15 protein-coding genes are annotated in these 18,454 nt (G+C 34.3%); 13 read left to right on the top strand and 2 right to left on the bottom strand.

Going from position 1 to position 18,454, the window contains the following annotated elements; translation table 11 throughout:
- Window position 1: 1 nt before the first annotated feature.
- From sufD to ACFP65_RS07920, 12 genes are all read left to right on the top strand, one after another.
- A complete protein-coding gene (sufD, locus tag ACFP65_RS07975; protein ID WP_379917480.1) occupies window positions 2-1,300 on the top strand; it encodes a Fe-S cluster assembly protein SufD in 1,299 nt (432 codons plus the stop codon).
- A complete protein-coding gene (locus ACFP65_RS07970; RefSeq protein WP_379917478.1) occupies window positions 1,297-2,535 on the top strand; it encodes a cysteine desulfurase in 1,239 nt (412 codons plus the stop codon). The genes sufD and ACFP65_RS07970 overlap by 4 nt, the downstream gene beginning before the upstream one ends.
- Window positions 2,522-2,998 carry a Fe-S cluster assembly sulfur transfer protein SufU gene (gene sufU / locus ACFP65_RS07965; RefSeq protein ID WP_379917477.1) on the top strand — a complete coding sequence of 159 codons (477 nt, stop codon included), beginning with the start codon at window positions 2,522-2,524 and terminating at the stop codon, window positions 2,996-2,998. Before ACFP65_RS07970 ends, sufU begins: the two co-directional genes overlap by 14 nt.
- Window positions 2,999-3,038: 40 nt before the next feature.
- Window positions 3,039-4,433 carry a Fe-S cluster assembly protein SufB gene (gene sufB / locus ACFP65_RS07960; RefSeq protein WP_379917475.1) on the top strand — a complete coding sequence of 465 codons (1,395 nt, stop codon included), beginning with the start codon at window positions 3,039-3,041 and terminating at the stop codon, window positions 4,431-4,433.
- A 486-nt stretch (window positions 4,434-4,919) separates the two neighbouring features.
- Window positions 4,920-5,312: a hypothetical protein gene (locus ACFP65_RS07955; RefSeq protein ID WP_379917473.1), complete on the top strand. Its 393-nt coding sequence runs from the start codon at window positions 4,920-4,922 to the stop codon at window positions 5,310-5,312.
- Window positions 5,293-6,471 (top strand): hypothetical protein, encoded by a 1,179-nt coding sequence (locus ACFP65_RS07950; protein ID WP_379917471.1) that lies wholly within the window; start codon window positions 5,293-5,295, stop codon window positions 6,469-6,471. Before ACFP65_RS07955 ends, ACFP65_RS07950 begins: the two co-directional genes overlap by 20 nt.
- Window positions 6,472-6,650: 179 nt before the next feature.
- The gene (locus ACFP65_RS07945) at window positions 6,651-7,340 is read left to right on the top strand and encodes a hypothetical protein (RefSeq protein ID WP_379917470.1); all 690 of its coding nucleotides are present in this window, start codon (window positions 6,651-6,653) and stop codon (window positions 7,338-7,340) included.
- Window positions 7,341-7,342: 2 nt separating this feature from the next.
- The gene (locus tag ACFP65_RS07940; protein ID WP_379917468.1) at window positions 7,343-7,615 is read left to right on the top strand and encodes a hypothetical protein; all 273 of its coding nucleotides are present in this window, start codon (window positions 7,343-7,345) and stop codon (window positions 7,613-7,615) included.
- Between the two features lie 19 nt (window positions 7,616-7,634).
- A complete protein-coding gene (locus ACFP65_RS07935) occupies window positions 7,635-8,048 on the top strand; it encodes a protein-export chaperone SecB (protein ID WP_379917466.1) in 414 nt (137 codons plus the stop codon).
- A 400-nt stretch (window positions 8,049-8,448) separates the two neighbouring features.
- Window positions 8,449-9,375 (top strand): ATP-binding protein, encoded by a 927-nt coding sequence (locus ACFP65_RS07930; protein ID WP_379917847.1) that lies wholly within the window; start codon window positions 8,449-8,451, stop codon window positions 9,373-9,375.
- Window positions 9,376-9,723: 348 nt separating this feature from the next.
- On the top strand, window positions 9,724-11,310 hold the full coding sequence (locus tag ACFP65_RS07925; protein WP_379917464.1) for a type I restriction-modification system subunit M: 1,587 nt from the start codon (window positions 9,724-9,726) through the stop codon (window positions 11,308-11,310).
- Window positions 11,307-12,509, top strand: a complete 1,203-nt coding sequence (locus tag ACFP65_RS07920; RefSeq protein WP_379917462.1) for a restriction endonuclease subunit S — start codon at window positions 11,307-11,309, stop codon at window positions 12,507-12,509. The genes ACFP65_RS07925 and ACFP65_RS07920 overlap by 4 nt, the downstream gene beginning before the upstream one ends.
- A gap of 171 nt (window positions 12,510-12,680) precedes the next feature.
- On the opposite strand, the gene ACFP65_RS07915 is transcribed toward ACFP65_RS07920, so the two are convergent.
- Together ACFP65_RS07915 and ACFP65_RS07910 are read right to left on the bottom strand one after the other, a co-directional pair.
- Window positions 12,681-13,610 (bottom strand): site-specific integrase, encoded by a 930-nt coding sequence (locus ACFP65_RS07915; RefSeq protein WP_379917460.1) that lies wholly within the window; start codon window positions 13,608-13,610, stop codon window positions 12,681-12,683.
- Window positions 13,611-13,692: 82 nt separating this feature from the next.
- The gene (locus ACFP65_RS07910) at window positions 13,693-14,907 is read right to left on the bottom strand and encodes a restriction endonuclease subunit S (protein ID WP_379917845.1); all 1,215 of its coding nucleotides are present in this window, start codon (window positions 14,905-14,907) and stop codon (window positions 13,693-13,695) included.
- Between the two features lie 80 nt (window positions 14,908-14,987).
- On the opposite strand from ACFP65_RS07910, the gene ACFP65_RS07905 reads away from it, so the two are divergent.
- Window positions 14,988-18,149, top strand: coding sequence for a type I restriction endonuclease subunit R (locus tag ACFP65_RS07905; protein WP_379917458.1), 3,162 nt, complete (start codon window positions 14,988-14,990; stop codon window positions 18,147-18,149).
- Window positions 18,150-18,454 lie beyond the last annotated feature (305 nt).

Here is an 18,454-nt window from a genome sequence, read left to right as displayed (position 1 = left end):
TATGGTAACAAAAGAAAAGCAGTACGTAGATTATGCTGACGCTCTAACGGCCTTCTCGACAGGACTCCAAGAACCAGAATGGATGCTTCAGTTGCGTCTAGAAGCGCTGAACAGTATCGAGAAACTGGAGCTACCGATCATTGAACGACTACGTTATAACCGTTGGCCACTGTTTCAAGTGCCGAACTTGACTGGTGCACCAGCAGCGAAGTCAGTCGACATTACTCAGTTTATGGAAGACAAAGCAGATGCAGCGCGTGTTGTTCAAGCCGGTAATGATACGGTTATTGAGACCTTACCAGAATCATTGAAAGAAAAAGGCGTGATCTTTACCGATATTCAGACAGCTTTAAAAGAGCATTCTGAATTGGTTCAAGAAGCGTACATGCAAATTGCAGTGAAACCACAGAAAAACAAGATTTCTGCTTTCCATGCGGCTTTTATGAACTCAGGCTTATTCTTATATGTGCCTAAAAATGTCGTCGTAGACGAACCTTTGGAAGCCATCTTTATCCAAAACAGTTTAGTAGACGATAGCTTTATCAAACATGTACTGGTTTATGCGGATGTGAATTCTAGTTTCAACTATGTAGAGCGTTTCTTTACTGCTGGTCAGGAAAAGAATGCTGCTAACATCTTAGTGGAAGTTGTCGCTAAACAAGGCGCACAAGTGAAATTCTCTGCAGTAGACCAGTTAGGTGAAAATACAACAACGTACTTTAACCGTGCTGGACATACTTTCCGTGACGCTTCAATTGATTGGGCAATCGGGGTCATGAACAACGGGAGCACAATCGCTGACTTGGATACAAACCTCGTTGGAAACGGATCGAATTCAGACTTGAAAGCCGTTGGAATCAGTAGCGGTAGACAAACACAAGTGATTGATTCAAACGTTGTCAGCTATGGTAAAAACACAACAGGGAATATCTACCAACATGGGGTTATCCTTGACCGTGCAACACTGACTTTCAACGGAATCGGTCATATCATCAAAGGAGCTAAAGATTCTGATGCACAACAAGAATCTCGTGTATTGATGTTATCTGATAAGGCGCGTGGAGATGCGAACCCGATTCTATTGATCGACGAGAATGAAGTCACAGCTGGTCATGCGGCTTCTGTCGGTCGAGTGGACCCAGAAGAAATGTATTATCTCATGAGTCGTGGTATCGAGAAAACAGAAGCTGAACGCTTAGTCATCAGAGGATTTTTAGGATCTGTAATCTCAGCGATTCCTTTGAAATCGATTCGTGATGAACTAGTTGAAACCATTGAGAGGAAGTTGACGGCTAGATGACCGATTCGTTTGACCGATTAAAACAGGATTTTCCCATTTTAAACCAGGTCATTAACGATGAACCACTGGTTTATCTGGACAATGCAGCAACCACGCAAAAACCACAGACTGTACTGGATGCAGTCGAAACCTATTACCATACATCAAATGCCAATGTACACCGGGGTGTGCATACGTTGGCAGAACGAGCGACCAGTCAGTATGAAGGGTCCCGTGAAGTTATTCGAAACTTCATCAACGCCGCTGAAACAGCAGAAGTGCTTTTGACGCGCGGAACCACCACTTCACTGAACTGGGTTGCCAGAAGCTTTGGAGAAGTGGTCGTAGAAGCCGGAGATGAGATCTTGATCTCTTATATGGAACATCACTCTAATATCATTCCTTGGCAACAGTTAGCGAAAAAGAAAAAAGCGAAACTGGTGTATGCTGAACTGACAGAAGATGGTCAGCTTGATCTGGATGATTTCCAAACCAAACTCACAACTAAAACAAAAATTGTTTCTTTAACGCATGTCTCCAATGTACTGGGTGTGGTGAATCCGATACGTCAGATTGCCGACTGGGTACACGAGAAAAACGGCTATCTGGTCGTTGATGGAGCTCAAGCCGTTCCACATATGCCAGTGGACGTAGAAGCGCTCCACGCGGATTTTTACGCTTTTAGCGGACATAAGATGCTAGGACCAACTGGGATAGGCGTGCTTTACGGAAAACGTGCACTACTTGAACAGATGGAACCTATTGAATTCGGTGGCGAGATGATCGATTTCGTGGAAGAACAAGACAGTACTTGGAAAGAACTGCCTTGGAAATTCGAAGCAGGAACACCCAATATTGCGGGAGCAATCGGTCTAGCGGCTGCGGTTCAGTATTTGGAAAAAGTCGGTATGGAAAACATCGTTCAACACGAACGAGAACTGGTTGAATATGTGATGCCGAAACTAAAACAGATCGAAGGACTGACGATTTTCGGTCCAGAAGATTTGAGATTCAGAACTGGTGTAATTTCATTCAATATCGATGGCGTCCATCCACATGATGTGGCGACAGCGATGGATATGGAAGGTGTCGCAGTCAGAGCCGGTCACCATTGTGCTCAACCACTGATGACGTATCTAAATCAGCCCGCAACGGCTAGAGCCAGTTTTTATGTTTATAACAACAAAGCTGATGCTGATAAATTTGTAGAAGCGATTCTCGCTACAAAGGAGTTTTTCTTAAATGGCCTTAACTAAACTAGATCAACTATATAGAGCCGTTATCCTAGATCACTCCCAGTCGCCGAGAAGACGTGGGACACTGGATGAAAGCACCACACAGATCGAGCTCAGAAACCCGACTTGTGGGGATGTGATCCAAGTGCAACTCAATGTACAAGACGGAATGGTAAAAGACGTTAGATTTGATGGTAGTGGCTGTACAATTTCTATGGCCAGTGCCAGCATGATGACGGATGCGATCATTGGGAAACCGATCGAAGAAGCCTTGAATCTTTCAAAAGAATTTTCCCAAGTGGTTCAGGGTAACGAAACGCCAGACCAGAACGCCTTAGGCGACGCTATGATGTTGTCAGGTGTTTCAAAATTCCCAGCCCGCATCAAATGCGCCACACTTTCTTGGAAAGCATTGGAAAAAGCCTTGGCGAACCAGGGTACCGGAGTAGACGGACAACTGAGACATGAAGACATAACAGACTAGAAACCAACGAGCAACACACTCACGAGAGGGGCACGCAAACATGGTCGATGTACCAGAAAAAAGCGAATACCAATACGGATTCCACGATGATGTCGAGTCACTTTACGATACTGGTAAAGGACTAACAGAAAGCATTATCCGAGATATTTCAGCACGTAAAGAAGAACCACAATGGATGCTGGATTACCGTTTGAAATCTTATGATCACTTTTTGAAACGTCCAATGCCAAATTGGGGCGCGGATCTATCAGAAGTTGATTTTGACAATATCACCTATTACCGTAAATCCAGTGAACGTTCAGAACGTAGCTGGGATGATGTACCAGATAAAATCAAAGAAACCTTTGAACGTCTAGGCGTTCCAGAAGCAGAACGTCAATTTTTGGCGGGCTCTGGTGCTCAGTATGAATCAGAAGTGGTTTACCACAATATGAAAGAAGAATACGAAAAACTGGGGATCGTCTTTACCGATACCGATACAGCCTTAAAAGAATATCCAGAACTCTTCAAAGAACACTTTGGAACAGTTGTCCCACCAACAGACAACAAGCTAGCGGCTTTGAACTCAGCGACTTGGTCGGGTGGAACCTTTATCTATGTACCAAAAGGCGTCCGCTGTGACGTGCCACTACAAATGTACTTCCGTATCAATGATGAAGCGATGGGTCAATTTGAACGTACACTAATCATCGTAGATGAAGGCGCAAGTGTGCATTACGTTGAAGGTTGTACAGCCCCAACATTCTCTGAAAGCTCACTACACGCTGCCGTTGTAGAAATCATCGTTAAAAAAGATGCTTACTGCCGTTATACAACGATCCAAAACTGGTCAGATAACGTCTACAACCTCGTTACAAAACGTGCAACTGCCGCTGAAGGCGCAACGGTTGAATGGATCGATGGTAATTTAGGCGCTAAAACGACTATGAAATACCCAAGTATCCATCTGAACGGACGTGGCGCTCGTGGTACGACCATGTCGATCGCGATGGCTGGAGAAGGTCAGATTCAAGATACCGGTGCGAAAATGATCCACAATGCTCCAAACACGTCTAGCTCAATCGTTTCAAAATCGATCGCTAAAGATGGTGGAGAAGTCAACTACCGTGGACAAGTAACGTTTGGGAAAAATTCCGGCGGATCGATCTCACATATCGAATGTGACACGATCATCATGGATGACAAGTCGAAATCCGACACGATTCCTTACAACGAGATCCACAACTCGAACGTCGCCTTAGAACACGAAGCAAAAGTTTCTAAAATATCAGAAGAACAACTCTACTACCTGATGAGCCGGGGCTTGAACGAAGAAACGGCCACAGAAATGATCGTCATGGGATTCGTAGAACCCTTCACCAAAGAACTTCCTATGGAATACGCAGTCGAACTGAACCGTTTGATTAGCTACGAAATGGAAGGTTCAGTAGGGTAGTTTTTAATAAGCTAGGAATGTTGATTCAATAACATCCCTAGCTTTTTTATTCTTTTAATTTTAAAAAAGCTATCTAAAATACTATTTATTTATCAAAGATTAAAGTATTTTACTATTTTTAAATTTGTTGAGGCGCTACGTGGCTATAAACATTCATTGTTGATTTTAGATCAGAATAACCTACTCCTTTTTGAACTTCATTTATGAATGTACCTAATTCAAACATTAAAGAACAAGCGGTAATTGGAGGGGTACTTTGAGCTATATGTAACCTCTCAAATGGTAAGTACATAAAAAGGTTGTTTGGTTTTTGTCTCAAGAAAAAGTAGTTGAAAGCTTAATCAAAATTAATGCGTAACTCTATTTTATAATTTAACTACTTAATTCTAACAGTTTATTTGAGTTGTAGGGGTAGAAGCTATTGTTTTATTACCTTTGTTTTGTTTTAATAAGTATTAAGCGATTCTAATATTTAGGAGGTATAAAATGGAACTGAAATATGATGAATATCCCGAGAGCTGTCCCCCTTTAAACTCTGAAGAGGTGGAGGGTACTTTTTATAGGTTGTGCAAATCTTCACCTCCAACAGATGAAGATTTCAAAACTCACATAGATAGAGGTGTTTTGATAAAAGGTAAAGAGTGTGCCTCTATGGCACTATCATTTTATGATAGTCGAGGATCTACGGAAGAAATGAAAAAAAAATTTTCTAAGAAATTTGGTAATTATTACATATCAGAATTTTATTTGACAAAAGATTTAGGAAAAGCTCTATTAGAGGGAAACCATTTGAATTTATGGGAGTATAAAAATATTGGATGGTTAACCAGAGATAATTTATTAGCTGAGGAGGTAAGTAATGAAAGTGATAGACACTGACTTCATAAGGGAAATGGAATACGTATTTATTTTTGAATACTTTGACCAACCTTTAGCCTTTATATCCTCTAATAATAATAAGTATTATTTTTTATATACTATGGATGATAATCTTTATTTTATTAAAAGGCTTGACAGAGATAATATCGATCTGATTTTTTCGGATTCTTCAATTGGTGATATTCTCTATGAATTCAAAGAATCTGGAGATTTAAAAGTATTAATAATTGAAAATGAGCAGTCTAGAATTTTTTCTATAGAAGAATATGAATTTTCATTTTCTGACTCTATAGTTGAATACATACCAACAGAAGATGTGTTTTTCGAATATGATTATTTACGTAATGAGAGTCTTCAAGAAATATCAGCAAACTATAAGGAATATTTCCCTGATTATTTCAACATAACTCGAATTCTATACAAACTTATCGATAGAGAAAATTCTCATATCATGTCAGCAAGAAACGTATCGAAAATGATTGATTACGTACAAAAATTTATAAAACAGAAGAAGGAAGAGTTGGAAGAACTAGGTATTATTACTGATCAGGATTTAAATATAGTCCCGTTTACAGAGGGTTCTTTTGAAATTAATTTTTTAATAGATGAACGAGGACAACAAACTTTATTTGAAGAATCTTTAGTTTTCGATAATTTGGTAGATTTGTTTTATGGATTTGAAAATTATAATGCAAATTATTTATTTGATCATTACATTAATGAACATAAAGAATTTTATAATAAAACGAAAGATTTAATAAATTACTTGAATGATCAAGATCTAAATGTAGAACTTTTAGATAGTAGGAATAACAAAGTAGGAGCTATTAATCCAGTTGATACAACAATTAATAAAATAAAATTGATTGATAACTTAATAGTAGAACAGGAAAAATTAAAACTAGTATCAAATGTTAATAAATTTGTTGGAGAAGTTCGCTCTGCAAGTAACGAAAGAAATTACTTGAAACTTAGGCTACCAGATGGAAACAACATTAAAGCTAAGTTTACGAAGGAACTATTTAAGGAGATAAAACAATCAGTAAAATCAGTGACGGTGTCATCAAGTATAAGCGGTGAATTAAATATAGAACATTACTTTAACGACAAGGACGAATTAGTAAAAGAAAAATATATAATAACAAGTTTTGAGCAGTAATTTTTTCTATTTTGATTAGTCTAGCTTTTTGTAATAATATAAGTAAGATGTTTACTGTGACAAATTAGTTGTAAATGTTGAAGAAAGAATATGTACTAATAGTGAATCGATTTTTTATTTTATTTTTAAAAAATGTAAAAGTATTGCTTTTTTTTGAATAGTTCAATAAAATAAGGATAGTGTTAGCTTTAGAAATAGCTAATTATATTATTTTCAAACATAAATTAACAACCTACAAACATAGCTTAGGAATGGAAGTAATGACATATGAAAATTTAATTGGTTGGCACGGAACGACTAAAATACGACAAAAAAGTATATCAAGTGAATTTTTTAATTTTAATTCTTATATTTTTGGTAAAGAAAATCAAAGACAGCCCAACGATTTGGGTAATGGTATTTATTTTTATTTGCCATTTTTTAACGATAAAGGAAATATAATAGCTCAACAATATGTAAGAAAGTATAAAAATAAAGAATTAATAAGTAATAAAACATCAGTTTGTTTAGTTAAAGCGAATATAAAATACCTAAAAGAAAAATCATTAGATTTGAATAACGAAGATAACGTCGCTTTTTTAGAGGGTATTAGTAAATTGTTTGAAAAAGAACTTCTTGAAGAAATGAAAAATATTCGAGATGATGGAGCAAAGCAACGAGCTCAACAACAAGCGGACAATAAAGGATTGCTTATAGAATTAGTTTATCAGTTATATGAAAAAGAACATCCTGAAAAAAAATTTGATGTTGTGATTAAGGATACCTATACTGATATCCCTCATTTAAAATGTGATGATAAAGGAAATAACGGTAAAGAAATAGCCGTGAGAAAACTTGATTTGATTGAAATTATTCCAAAGGAGGAATAAAAATGGGATTAATATTGTCAGAAGACTTCGATCTTCAAAATCTTTCTTTAAAAGACCTTGAAGGATTTAAGAAAGTATTAAAACATATTGATACTGAAAATTATGTAAGTAATAAGGAAATTTATAATGACAATGAGTATGTCATCAACTTTGAAAACCAAGAATATACAGAAAATAAATCAATTGACAAGAAAAAAATCTTAAAATATTCTTGGATCGAGATTGAAAGTACACAATATTCAGAAGAAAATGCTGGAACTCCTCTAGCAGCTTAATAATAAAGTGGGTGAGATTATGGATAGAGAACAACCTGTAATAGAACTTGATAGTTATAGGATTACAGATGTAGATTTTACAGTTTATAACGGAATAGAAGAAATTGAAAATAAAGATATAAAACACGGTGATATTAATGCAACTATAGGTATCAACGAAGAATATCACAATAAAGCAATAGTGAAATTGAAAACATCTATTATTGATGAAGATAACTTAAGAGTTATTTCAGTGGAATTGTCAGGATTTTTTACTATAAATGAGGAAAACGAAGATAAGGCAAAAAATTATTTGTTAGTAAATGGTAGTGCAATTTTAATGCCATATCTAAGAGCTATTATCTCGATTATAAGCTCTCTAGATAACGAGTCAGCTATAGTTTTGCCTACCATGAATACTTATAATTTTGAAAAAAAGGATAAAAGTGAATGATAGGTTAAAGAAGAAGGAATGTACATCATCTGACGTGGATGAGTATGTATTAATAAATACTAAATAGATGATATGAAAAAACGTTTCATTTAAGCTTATGTGTTACTATTTTTAAACTATATGTAATAAAGAAGAATATTATCTAATCCATAGAAGGTGATTCCGGTAAGTAACTGGGGTCATCTTTTTTAAGTTCTTATAGTATTAGTAGTGAATGTAATATAATTCAATTCAATATCATACTGATTGCCATAGAAGTTGAAGTATTTTATGCTTACCAGAGAGGATTAAAACCTTCGTATGACCAAAAAAGAGTCCAGGGGGATAATTAACTTAATAATCACCTTTTTATACATAGATTGAAAAATTCTCGTTTTTTACACATCCATTGATAATTTAAATAATTATAATATATATCTTGATTAAAATAGTCAAGTCCAGGCTTCTGTTGTATTTTGTAAGATACTCTGTTTATCTTAAATTCAGTTCGTTTCAAATTGAATATAAACTTATCCAACTTTCATGGCCGTCCATTAGTACGGTACCGATTAGACGATTAGCTGAAGCAGTGTTAGGAAAATCAGTATATTTTTTATTCGATGAAATACAAGTTGTAGAAGGTTGGCAATGTGTTATTAATAGAATCCGGGTAAGTTACAACAGTGACATCATAATTACAGGTTCAAACGCAAATATGTTATCCGGCGAATTAGCCACTTTTTTAAGTGGAAGGTATATTGAGATACCGATTTATCCATTTTCTTTTCGTGAGTATTTGACAGTAAGAGGAATAGAACAAGATTCTCGCCATGTAGACAGTGCTTATAATCAATACGAAAAACATGGTGGATTTCTAAGCGTTATCATCGCAGAAGAAACGATCAAAGATACAATCTTATCAGGAATATTTGATACAATCGTTTTAAACGACGTTGCCTTAAGAGCAGGTGTAAAAGATGCGACTGCTTTGAAATTCATTATCCGTTTTTTAACCGATAATGTTGGACAGTTAATCAATGCTTCTAAAATTTTCAATACATTAAAAAATGAAGGCTTGAAAATAAGTGGTCATACAGTAAATCGGTATTTGGATTTATTAGAAAACGGTTATTTGTATTACCGAGCGAAACAATATGACATTAGAGGTCGAGAATATCTGAGTACAAATATGAAGTACTTTATTGTAGATGATGGATTACGTAGAAATGCGGTGGGTAGAAAAGATGGGAATTATAAAAAAATTGTTGTTACAGGTCGTTATCATGAGGTAGAGCAAATAGAAGGCATTCCGATTATTTATATTGTTGACTGGTTAATAGCAGAATAAGCGATAATTAATAGATAGGAGACCGCTTAAAGATAAAGCCAGTCTTCTTAAAAATATTTCATAATAGAATTACACTAAAACCCATTTGATTAGACCCGAAACTCCAACGACTCACTGGAACAAGAAGCGAAAGTTTCTGAAATGTATGAGAGAATAGTATTTAGACGAACTAATCCTAATATAAATTAATATCTGCTTACTATGTAAATTCAAAAGCCAATTATTTAGAAAGATAATATGGCTTTTTTATATGCTAATTTATATTATAAATCCGAACTGACTATCGCTAAACTACAGCGTAAATGTTATAATTATGATTAAAACATTTTTTTAAAGGAGAGTTTTAAATTGGGTGCAGATTTAAACAATCGTTTATTTAGTGCTGCGGACAACCTTCGTAGTAAAATGGATGCTTCAGAGTACAAAAATTATCTACTTGGTTTGATTTTCTACAAGTATCTGTCAGATAAACTGCTTGAAAAAGTTGTAGAATTAGCAGATGAAAACATCGATAAATACGATACACCGAATATCCAACTAACTTTATATAGAGAATTATTAGAAGATGAAGAAACAAAAAACGACTTGATTCAGACACTTGTTGATACGTTAGGATTTGAGATTGAACCAGAATATCTGTTTAATGTGTTAGCTGAGCAAGCGAAGCAAAACATATTTCAATTAAATGATTTAAATAAAGCTTTTATTCAATTATCCACTAAGTATGATCAGTTTAATGGTTTATTTGATGATGTGGATCTGCAATCAAAAAAATTAGGATCAGATGATCAACAACGGAATGTAACAATTACTGAGGTACTTAAGAAAATTAATGATGTAAATCTAACGAAACAAGATGGAGATGTTATAGGAGACGCTTATGAGTTTCTGATTGGCCAGTTTGCATCAGAGGCGGGTAAGAAAGCAGGAGAATTTTATACTCCACACATGATTTCCGACATGATGGCTCAAATTGTAGCGATTGGTCAAGAAGATAAGCGACTGTTTAGTGTATTTGATCCGACAATGGGCTCGGGCTCCTTGATGCTGAATGTGCGTAATTACCTTAATTACCCTGACAGCGTTAAGTATCATGGACAGGAATTAAATACGACAACTTTTAACCTTGCTAAAATGAATCTCATCTTGCATGGTGTTGATAAAGAAGATATCCACTTGCGAAATGGAGATACTTTAAATAAAGATTGGCCTTCAGATGAACCGTATACTTTTGATTCTGTTCTGATGAATCCACCGTACTCAGCAAAATGGTCAGCGGATAATTCGTTTCTAGATGATTCTAGATTTAACAAATTTGGTAAATTAGCACCTAAATCAAAAGCTGATTTTGCATTTTTACTCCATGGATTTTATCACCTTAAGGATACTGGAACGATGGCAATCGTCTTGCCTCACGGAGTTCTATTTAGAGGAGCTGCAGAGGGTGTAATCCGTAAGAAGCTTCTCGAAGACGGTAGCATATATGCTGTTGTAGGCATGCCATCCAATCTTTTTTTCGGTACGTCTATTCCGACGACTGTAATTATCTTAAAGAAAAACCGAATTAAACGAGATGTGCTATTTATTGATGCCAGTAAAGAATTTGTTAAAGGTAAAAATCAAAATAAACTTACTAAGGAAAATATTGATAAAGTTATCAATACATATAAAAATCGTGAAGACGTCGATAAATATGCTTACCTTGCAAGTTTTGAAGAAATTCAAGAAAATGATTTCAATCTTAATATACCCAGATATGTTGATACTTTTGAAGAAGAAGCTCCAATTGATATTGAAGCTTTAAGTAAAGAGATTGTTTCTCTTAATAATGAAATAAAACAGGCCGAGAGTGAGTTTCTCTCCATGTTAGATGAGTTAGAGATTACAGAAGATACTGAATCTTTAATTCGTGCTACCAAGGAGGTTTTTAGATGAGCCGTAGTGAGGGGGAAAAGTATCCCGAGATGCGGTTTAATGGCTTTACTGAAGCTTGGGAACAGCGTAAGTTCACAGAGATAGTAGATAGAGTAAAAACTTCTTCTAATTCTGACTTACTTCCCAAAGTTGAATTTGAAGATATTAAAGCTGGCGAAGGTAGGCTTAATAAAGATGTGAGTCATAAATTTGATACTAGAAAAGGAACTCATTTTAAGCCAAATAATATTCTCTTCGGAAAACTTCGGCCATATTTAAAAAACTGGTTGTTACCTGATTTTGAAGGAATAGCTTTAGGAGATTTTTGGGTGTTTGAACCAAAAAACTCCGACGCAAACTTTATCTATTACTTGATCCAAGCGTCTAAATATCAAAAAGTAGCAAATGATACTTCTGGAACAAAAATGCCACGTTCAGATTGGAAACAAGTCTCAACTACTTCATTTTCAGTTCCATGTTTTGAAGAACAGATAAAAATAGGATCATTCCTTAAACGACTAGACAACACTATCGCTCTTCATCAACGTAAGTTAGATAGACTCCAAAGACTAAAAAAGGCGTATCTACAAGTTATGTTTCCAAAACAAGAATACAAAATTCCTGAAGTTAGGTTTGCTAATTTTAATGACCCATGGGAACAGCGTAAATTGGAAGAGTTAGCTACTTTCAAAAAAGGTTCCGGGTATTCAAAAAGTGACTTAAGAAGTGAGGGAACTCCAGCAATTCACTATGGGCGATTATATACTGATTACGAAATATTGATCAAAGACGTAGATACATTTGTAGAAGTAAAAGAAAATTCTATTATTAGTCAGGGAAATGAAGTAATCGTACCAGCTTCTGGTGAAACTAGCGAAGATATCTCTAGAGCATCAGTTGTTGTTAAAGCGGGAATTATATTAGGTGGTGATTTAAATGTCATCAAACCTAATGTTCTAGTTGATTCTTCTTTTTTAGCTTTAACTATATCCAACGGAGAGCAACAAAAAGAATTGACTAGAAGAGCACAAGGAAAGTCGGTCGTTCATTTACGTAACTCGGATTTGAAAGAAGTAAATTTATCTTACCCAATAATAGATGAACAAAGAAAAATCGGAAGCTTTTTCGAGCGATTCGATAATATTATCGGTCTTAATCAAAAAGAGATAGATAAATTAAATTTACTAAAAAAAGCATATCTAAAAAAGATGTTTATCTAATATTTTTAATTTAAAAGACTCTGGGATAGAAATTTTTATTGAGTAAAAACACAAAATTCAAAACAATCACTCCCATCAAATTAAATGCTTAATTTGATGGGAGGACTTTTTTCCTAATTTTTCCTTAGCTTCTTCTTAGACAATTTGTTGTCTAGCTAATGTTGTATTTTACTACATCAACATAGCCAGATGTCTCATTATTTTATCGTTATCTTGATTTTCAAGTTCGTTAATTATATGGAGATAAGTTTCTTGAGTAGTTGTCATGCTTGAATGTCCCAGTCTTTTAGCAACACTTGCTATGGATACGTTGGCAAAAAGTAAAAGTGATGCATGTGTATGTCTTAGTCCATGAATTGTAATAATTGATATATCTGCTTTTTTACAGACAGCTCTCAATCGATTATTTACTGTAGAATTGAAAACTCTACTTTTTACGAATATTGGTTGATCAAGTTCGAATTTTTTAATTAATTGAGAGAATTGCATAGCAGTTTGCCAGTCTAACTGTACCTTTCTGTTAGAAGAAGTATTCTTTGTAGGTTGAAAACCTCCTTTTTTGTGTTTGTAATCCCAAGTTTTATTAACTAGTATTTTTTGAGTGGAAAAGTCAAAGTCATTAGGGGTCAATGCTAGTGCTTCAGAAAAGCGTAAACCGGTTTTTGTGATTAAAAGTATAAACCAATCCCAATTAATTTCTTCAGATAAATTTAACTCTCTAATCAAAGCTTGTACTTCAAATTGGTTTAAATATTGGTTTTTCTTCTCTCTCGGTTTTTTCCCTTTAATTATAATCTTGCGAGTAGGATTTTGTTTTATAAGACCTTCATCAACTGCATCAAGTATAGCTCCTTTTAATTGATGATGAAAATCCATAGTAGTTTGTTTTTCATGTGTCTCTGCATATCGATTTAATAAGTTTTGGTATGCTTTTCGATCTAACTCATTAATTCTCAGCTTCGGAGCTATTTCAGTAACTCTTTGCAAGCTCATATAGTATTTTCTAAGTGTAACTTGACGGACGGCACCCACCTTATATAATTCAATCCACTCCTCAAAATACTTTTTGAACAACTGTGTTTCTTCTTCGTATCGTGACATAAAAATAAAAACCTCCTGATAAAATATAGTGAGATAACCACTATTATTATTAGTCGGAGGTTTTCTGATATTTAAAAGTATTTTATACGAACATTTTTTTCAACATGCCTTTTTTTAGTTCTTTTAAAAGATTTAAGTTTTTTTGATGAAGAACGACATTCGCGTCTAATCCATATAAAAATTTTGAAATTTTTTTCTGTTCTTCTAAATTTGGTAATAAAGATTCAAATTTCATCAAGTTTGAAGCACTTATTCCGAAAACCTTCATACCCGTACCGACTTTATAACCATATCTTCTAAATATAGGAGAATGAATAAGGTAATATAAAAATAGAGAATTTAATATACTTTTTTTCGGCCTCAAAACAATAGTATGTAGTCCAGCAACAAGTTTATAGTTAGGAACAAATGCTACCAAAGATGGTAGTGCGATACCTTGATAATCTTCAGAAGCATCTGCTAAAATTAAATCTCCATCTTCTAGTAATTCGTATTCTCCGGAATTGATGTTTGGAAGGTTGCTTTTTGTTGTTATGATATCCGCAATTTTTCTGTGTATGTCACCGTAATGAACGTATTTATACCCAGTATACTCAAAGGTTTCAACGTCTCTTGAAAGAGAGTATGATTTCCCTCTCATTGCTACATCTTCCAACTTACGCTGTTCCCAACGATCAATAAAATTAGCAAACCTAACTTCAGGAATTTTGTATTCTTGTTTTGGAAACATAACTTGTAGATACGCCTTTTTTAGGCTTTGGAGTCTATCTAACTTACGTTGATGAAGAGCGATAGTATTATCAAGTAGTCTGAAAAATTCACCAACCACTTTTTGTTCTTGAAATTTTGGGACCTGTAATATGAAATCCGCATACTCTTTGGCGTTAATACCTGGTTGTCCAGATCGCTGAGAAGTAATTTCTACAAATCTCTTATATTCATCAGTTAGAGTATTTTGAAAGATAAATTCTGCATCGTAATTAGTATCAATTCTTGCTCGAATTAAAAAACCAGCGTAGTATACTTTTCCATCTGACTCTTGATAACAGTAACTCTTACCAACACTTGCTCCTGTTCTTGCGAATAAAATATCTCCTTTTTTGAGAAGATAATTTTCGGCTGAGCCAAGATCAATATTAGGTGATGTAAGATTGTCTTGAGCGAACGATCTGTTTTCTTCACTGATGTCTGTAATACGAATATATTTATTGATTCCATCGTACGAAGTAGCACTTGCGTTTAATCCATATTCAAAATTAGTGGATAATTCACCCAACTTATGCTGTTCCCAATCGATAATTTCATAAACTTTTTATCAAGAAACTTCTTCGTGTTATAATAATATTAAGTATTTCAAAAATAGGTAGGTGGATAGATTTGGTTAATCTCAAACATAACAACGAAGCTCAAGTAGAAGCTCAATTAATTGAAGTTTTAGGGGAAGGCCATAATCAATGGACCTTTAGGAATGACTTGAAGTCTGAAGAAGATTTATGGAAGAATTTACGCCAAAAAATTACACAAAATAATCAATCTGAAATTGGCGAACATAGAATTACGGATAAAGAATTTGAAATGATCAGAACAGAGTTACTGTTACATACTCAAACACCTTTCGAAGCAGCTAAATGGTTAAAAGGGGAAAATGGAATCGCAAGAATCACTCTAGAAAGAGAAGACGTTTCTTTAGGATCTATATCATTAATCTTATATTCCAATCAAGATATTGGTGGGGGAATCTCGACATATGAAGTTGTAAATCAAATTGCCAAGAAGGGTATAGACTTAGAAGGACGAGATAGACGATTTGATGTAACTTTGTTAATAAATGGGTTACCGATTGTGCAAATCGAATTAAAGCAGGCTAGTGCTAAGGACGGCGTGTACCAAGCATTCAACCAGATTAAAAAGTATGCCGAGGAAGGTATGTTTCGAAATAATATCTTTTCAACTGTTCAGTTATTTGTTGTATCAAATGAACACACGACTCGCTACTTCGCTAATGCTATGCCTAAAGATCTGCATAGAAAGTTTATGTTTAGCTGGAGAACAAAGAATAACACAAAAGTAAATAATCTTTATGAGTTTTGTAAGCAAGTATTGAATATCCCTGATGCGCATAGATTAATTGCGGATTATACTATTGTTAGTGAGGATCAGGATAATAAAACTTTAATGGTCCTTCATCCTTACCAGATTCATGCAATAAAGGAACTTTTTATAGCCGCTAATAAGCATAAATCTGGATACGTATGGCATGCAACGGGATCGGGTAAAACACTGACTAGTTTTGTTTCAACTAAGCTCCTTGCTAAGAAACCGGGCGTAGATCGTACAATTATGCTAGTAGATAGAAAAGATTTGGATAACCAAACTACCACTGAGTTTTCTAAATTTGCATCAGAGTACAATACAGGAATTTCTTCTGGTAATAATAAATCCAATAGTCTGATTGTTGGAACGGATAGTGCTAAAGAACTAAGTAAAACCTTGCTATCGGATGCTAACTCTAATGTCATTATAGTGACGACTAGACAAAAGTTGGATTCAGCCTTACGTTTTGCTAAGAAAGAAGAGGAAAGAAAAGGAACAAATCGATTTGAGAAATTAATGGGTCAGCACATCGTATTTGTAGTAGATGAATGTCATCGTGCGTTGAGTGCAGAAGGTATGGAAGAAATAAAAAAATTCTTCCCTAGGTCAACTTGGTTCGGTTTTACTGGAACTCCAATATTTGAAGTCAATAAAAAGCAAGCACAAGGGCAATTAGCGAGAACAACTCATGATCAATATGGTGAAGTATTACATACCTATACAATCAAAAACGCTTTAGAAGATAAATCAGTCCTAGGTTTTCAGGTAGAACATGAAAATACGATTTTGCCAACATCTTTAAACAATCATATATATGAACAATTCAGGTCAGATGAAAAGAATAGCTTAAAAACTTCTGAAGAAATCAATCAAGAAATAGATCATTTGGGTGAAATAAAAAAGGAAGAATATATAGATAATAGTATTTTTGAAAGTGACGAACACATAAAAAAAGTAGTACGCAAAATACTCCGACCGGACAATGCCTACAACAAATTTGATTTTGAAAATGGACGTCCTCAAAAGTCTGCAATTTTGACGACGAGTTCAATTGAAATGGCTAAGCGCTATTATTATGCTATTAAAGAGTTAACTGCAGATACTGAATGGTTTCAGAATGAATTTTCGAAACAACCTGTTCGAAAAGGAAGAACTTTCGATGATCCGGATTTCCCTAGAGTTGCTATTACATATTCTCTAGATGAAAATAACGAAGAAGCTAAGGCGAATCAAGACGAAATGAAATTCATAATCGAAGACTATAATCATTATTATAATACTTCGTGGTCAATAAAGGATTTAAACCGCTACAATGGAGATATTAATAATCGCTTAGCTAGAAAAAGAGCTGAATTCAAAAAACTAGGGAGTCAAATAGATTTAGTAATTGTAGTCGATCGCTTGTTGACTGGATTTGATGCTCCTACTATTCAGACATTATTTGTTGATCGCAACTTGACATATGCAAATTTAATTCAAGCATTTTCTAGAACGAACCGAACTTACCCTGAAAAAGATAAAGGAATGATTGTGACATTTCGTAAACCAAATACGATGGAAAAAAATGTAGCAGACGCTACAAAATTATATTCTGAAGCTAAAGAAGAATCTGGACTAATTTATCCCACGTATGAGGAGTCTAAGAAAAGATTCAAGAAGGCTCACAACAATATCAAGGAATTTATCATCGTACCGGGCGATATAGATGAGCAATCATCTATTGAGACTAGAATTGATTACGTTAAAGCTTATCAGGAGCTAAGTAATTCTTACAAGGCATTGGTGACGTATGATAACTACAATGATGATATTGAAAAATCTAATGTATTAAAAAATCAAGTTCATGTTGTTGAAGAACAAATGGGAATTTATAATACAGTTAAAGGATCACTGGAAAGGGAACTGTCAATAGATCCAGTAGACCCACCAGATTTTTCTGAAATTGAATTTTACAACGATAGTAATATCAAATTGTATGATATTGATGCAACTTATATAAATCGCTTATTAAATATTTACTCTGCGAACAATCAGGATATACGTGAAGAAATTGAAAAAGCTCTGCAGAAGTTAAATAAAATTGAATACGTTAAAGAAGTTTATCGCGAGATATTAAACGCTATAGATACGAAAGAACTAGACATTAATGAAGATATATTTGTTGTGAAGAGACAATACTTCGCAGAAGCTAGAGATAAATCAATTCGGGAGTTTACAAAGAATTGGTTTGTTTCAGAACATGAATTACATTCTTCTGCTTTGCAGTATGTAATAGGAGCAGATCCCATACCGAATATGGGTGGTATCATAAACAGTAAAGATTATGATAAATATAAACTATCCAACCCAGAAGCTAAACCTTTTAAGTATGCACAAGCTGTTAAAAGAAGTTGGCGACTAGTTCTAGACGAAGTGATTGTTCCATTAGATAATGAATTAAGATAACTAAATTGACCAATTCGCTTTTTAAGTGAAGTGGTCAATTTTTATATCTAGATAATAGATTTAAATAAAATTACTAATTGATCTTTATTTAAAAAGATTGATATTTTAAAATTAAGGTATCATAAATTTGAGCAAGACTATTTGAAAGTTGAAGTATAAGAATTTTAGGCCTTTTAATTATTTTGATTTAGACATAAAATTTAAAATTTCTTTTGGAAATTAAGCAATTTTTAATAGGATATTAGAAACCCCGATAAATTCAAAGCAGAATATAGAATAAGAAGAAATGATATTTTAAAGAAAGT

Origin of the sequence: Marinilactibacillus sp. GCM10026970 (assembly GCF_042660675.1) — a bacterium.
GTDB lineage: Bacteria > Bacillota > Bacilli > Lactobacillales > Carnobacteriaceae_A > Marinilactibacillus.
The sequence above is the reverse complement of the archived record's forward strand: the minus strand, read 5'-3'. Positions and strand labels throughout refer to the sequence as shown.

Excerpts from the sequence above, each read along its gene's own strand:
- sufD (WP_379917480.1), top strand. The coding sequence starts at position 2 with ATGGTAACAAAAGAAAAGCAGTACGTAGATTATGCTGACGCTCTAACG.
- ACFP65_RS07970 (WP_379917478.1), top strand. The coding sequence starts at position 1,297 with ATGACCGATTCGTTTGACCGATTAAAACAGGATTTTCCCATTTTAAAC.
- sufU (WP_379917477.1), top strand. The coding sequence starts at position 2,522 with ATGGCCTTAACTAAACTAGATCAACTATATAGAGCCGTTATCCTAGAT.
- sufB (WP_379917475.1), top strand. The coding sequence starts at position 3,039 with ATGGTCGATGTACCAGAAAAAAGCGAATACCAATACGGATTCCACGAT.
- ACFP65_RS07955 (WP_379917473.1), top strand. The coding sequence starts at position 4,920 with ATGGAACTGAAATATGATGAATATCCCGAGAGCTGTCCCCCTTTAAAC.
- ACFP65_RS07950 (WP_379917471.1), top strand. The coding sequence starts at position 5,293 with ATGAAAGTGATAGACACTGACTTCATAAGGGAAATGGAATACGTATTT.
- ACFP65_RS07940 (WP_379917468.1), top strand. The coding sequence starts at position 7,343 with ATGGGATTAATATTGTCAGAAGACTTCGATCTTCAAAATCTTTCTTTA.
- ACFP65_RS07935 (WP_379917466.1), top strand. The coding sequence starts at position 7,635 with ATGGATAGAGAACAACCTGTAATAGAACTTGATAGTTATAGGATTACA.
- ACFP65_RS07920 (WP_379917462.1), top strand. The coding sequence starts at position 11,307 with ATGAGCCGTAGTGAGGGGGAAAAGTATCCCGAGATGCGGTTTAATGGC.
- ACFP65_RS07915 (WP_379917460.1), bottom strand. The coding sequence starts at position 13,610 with ATGTCACGATACGAAGAAGAAACACAGTTGTTCAAAAAGTATTTTGAG.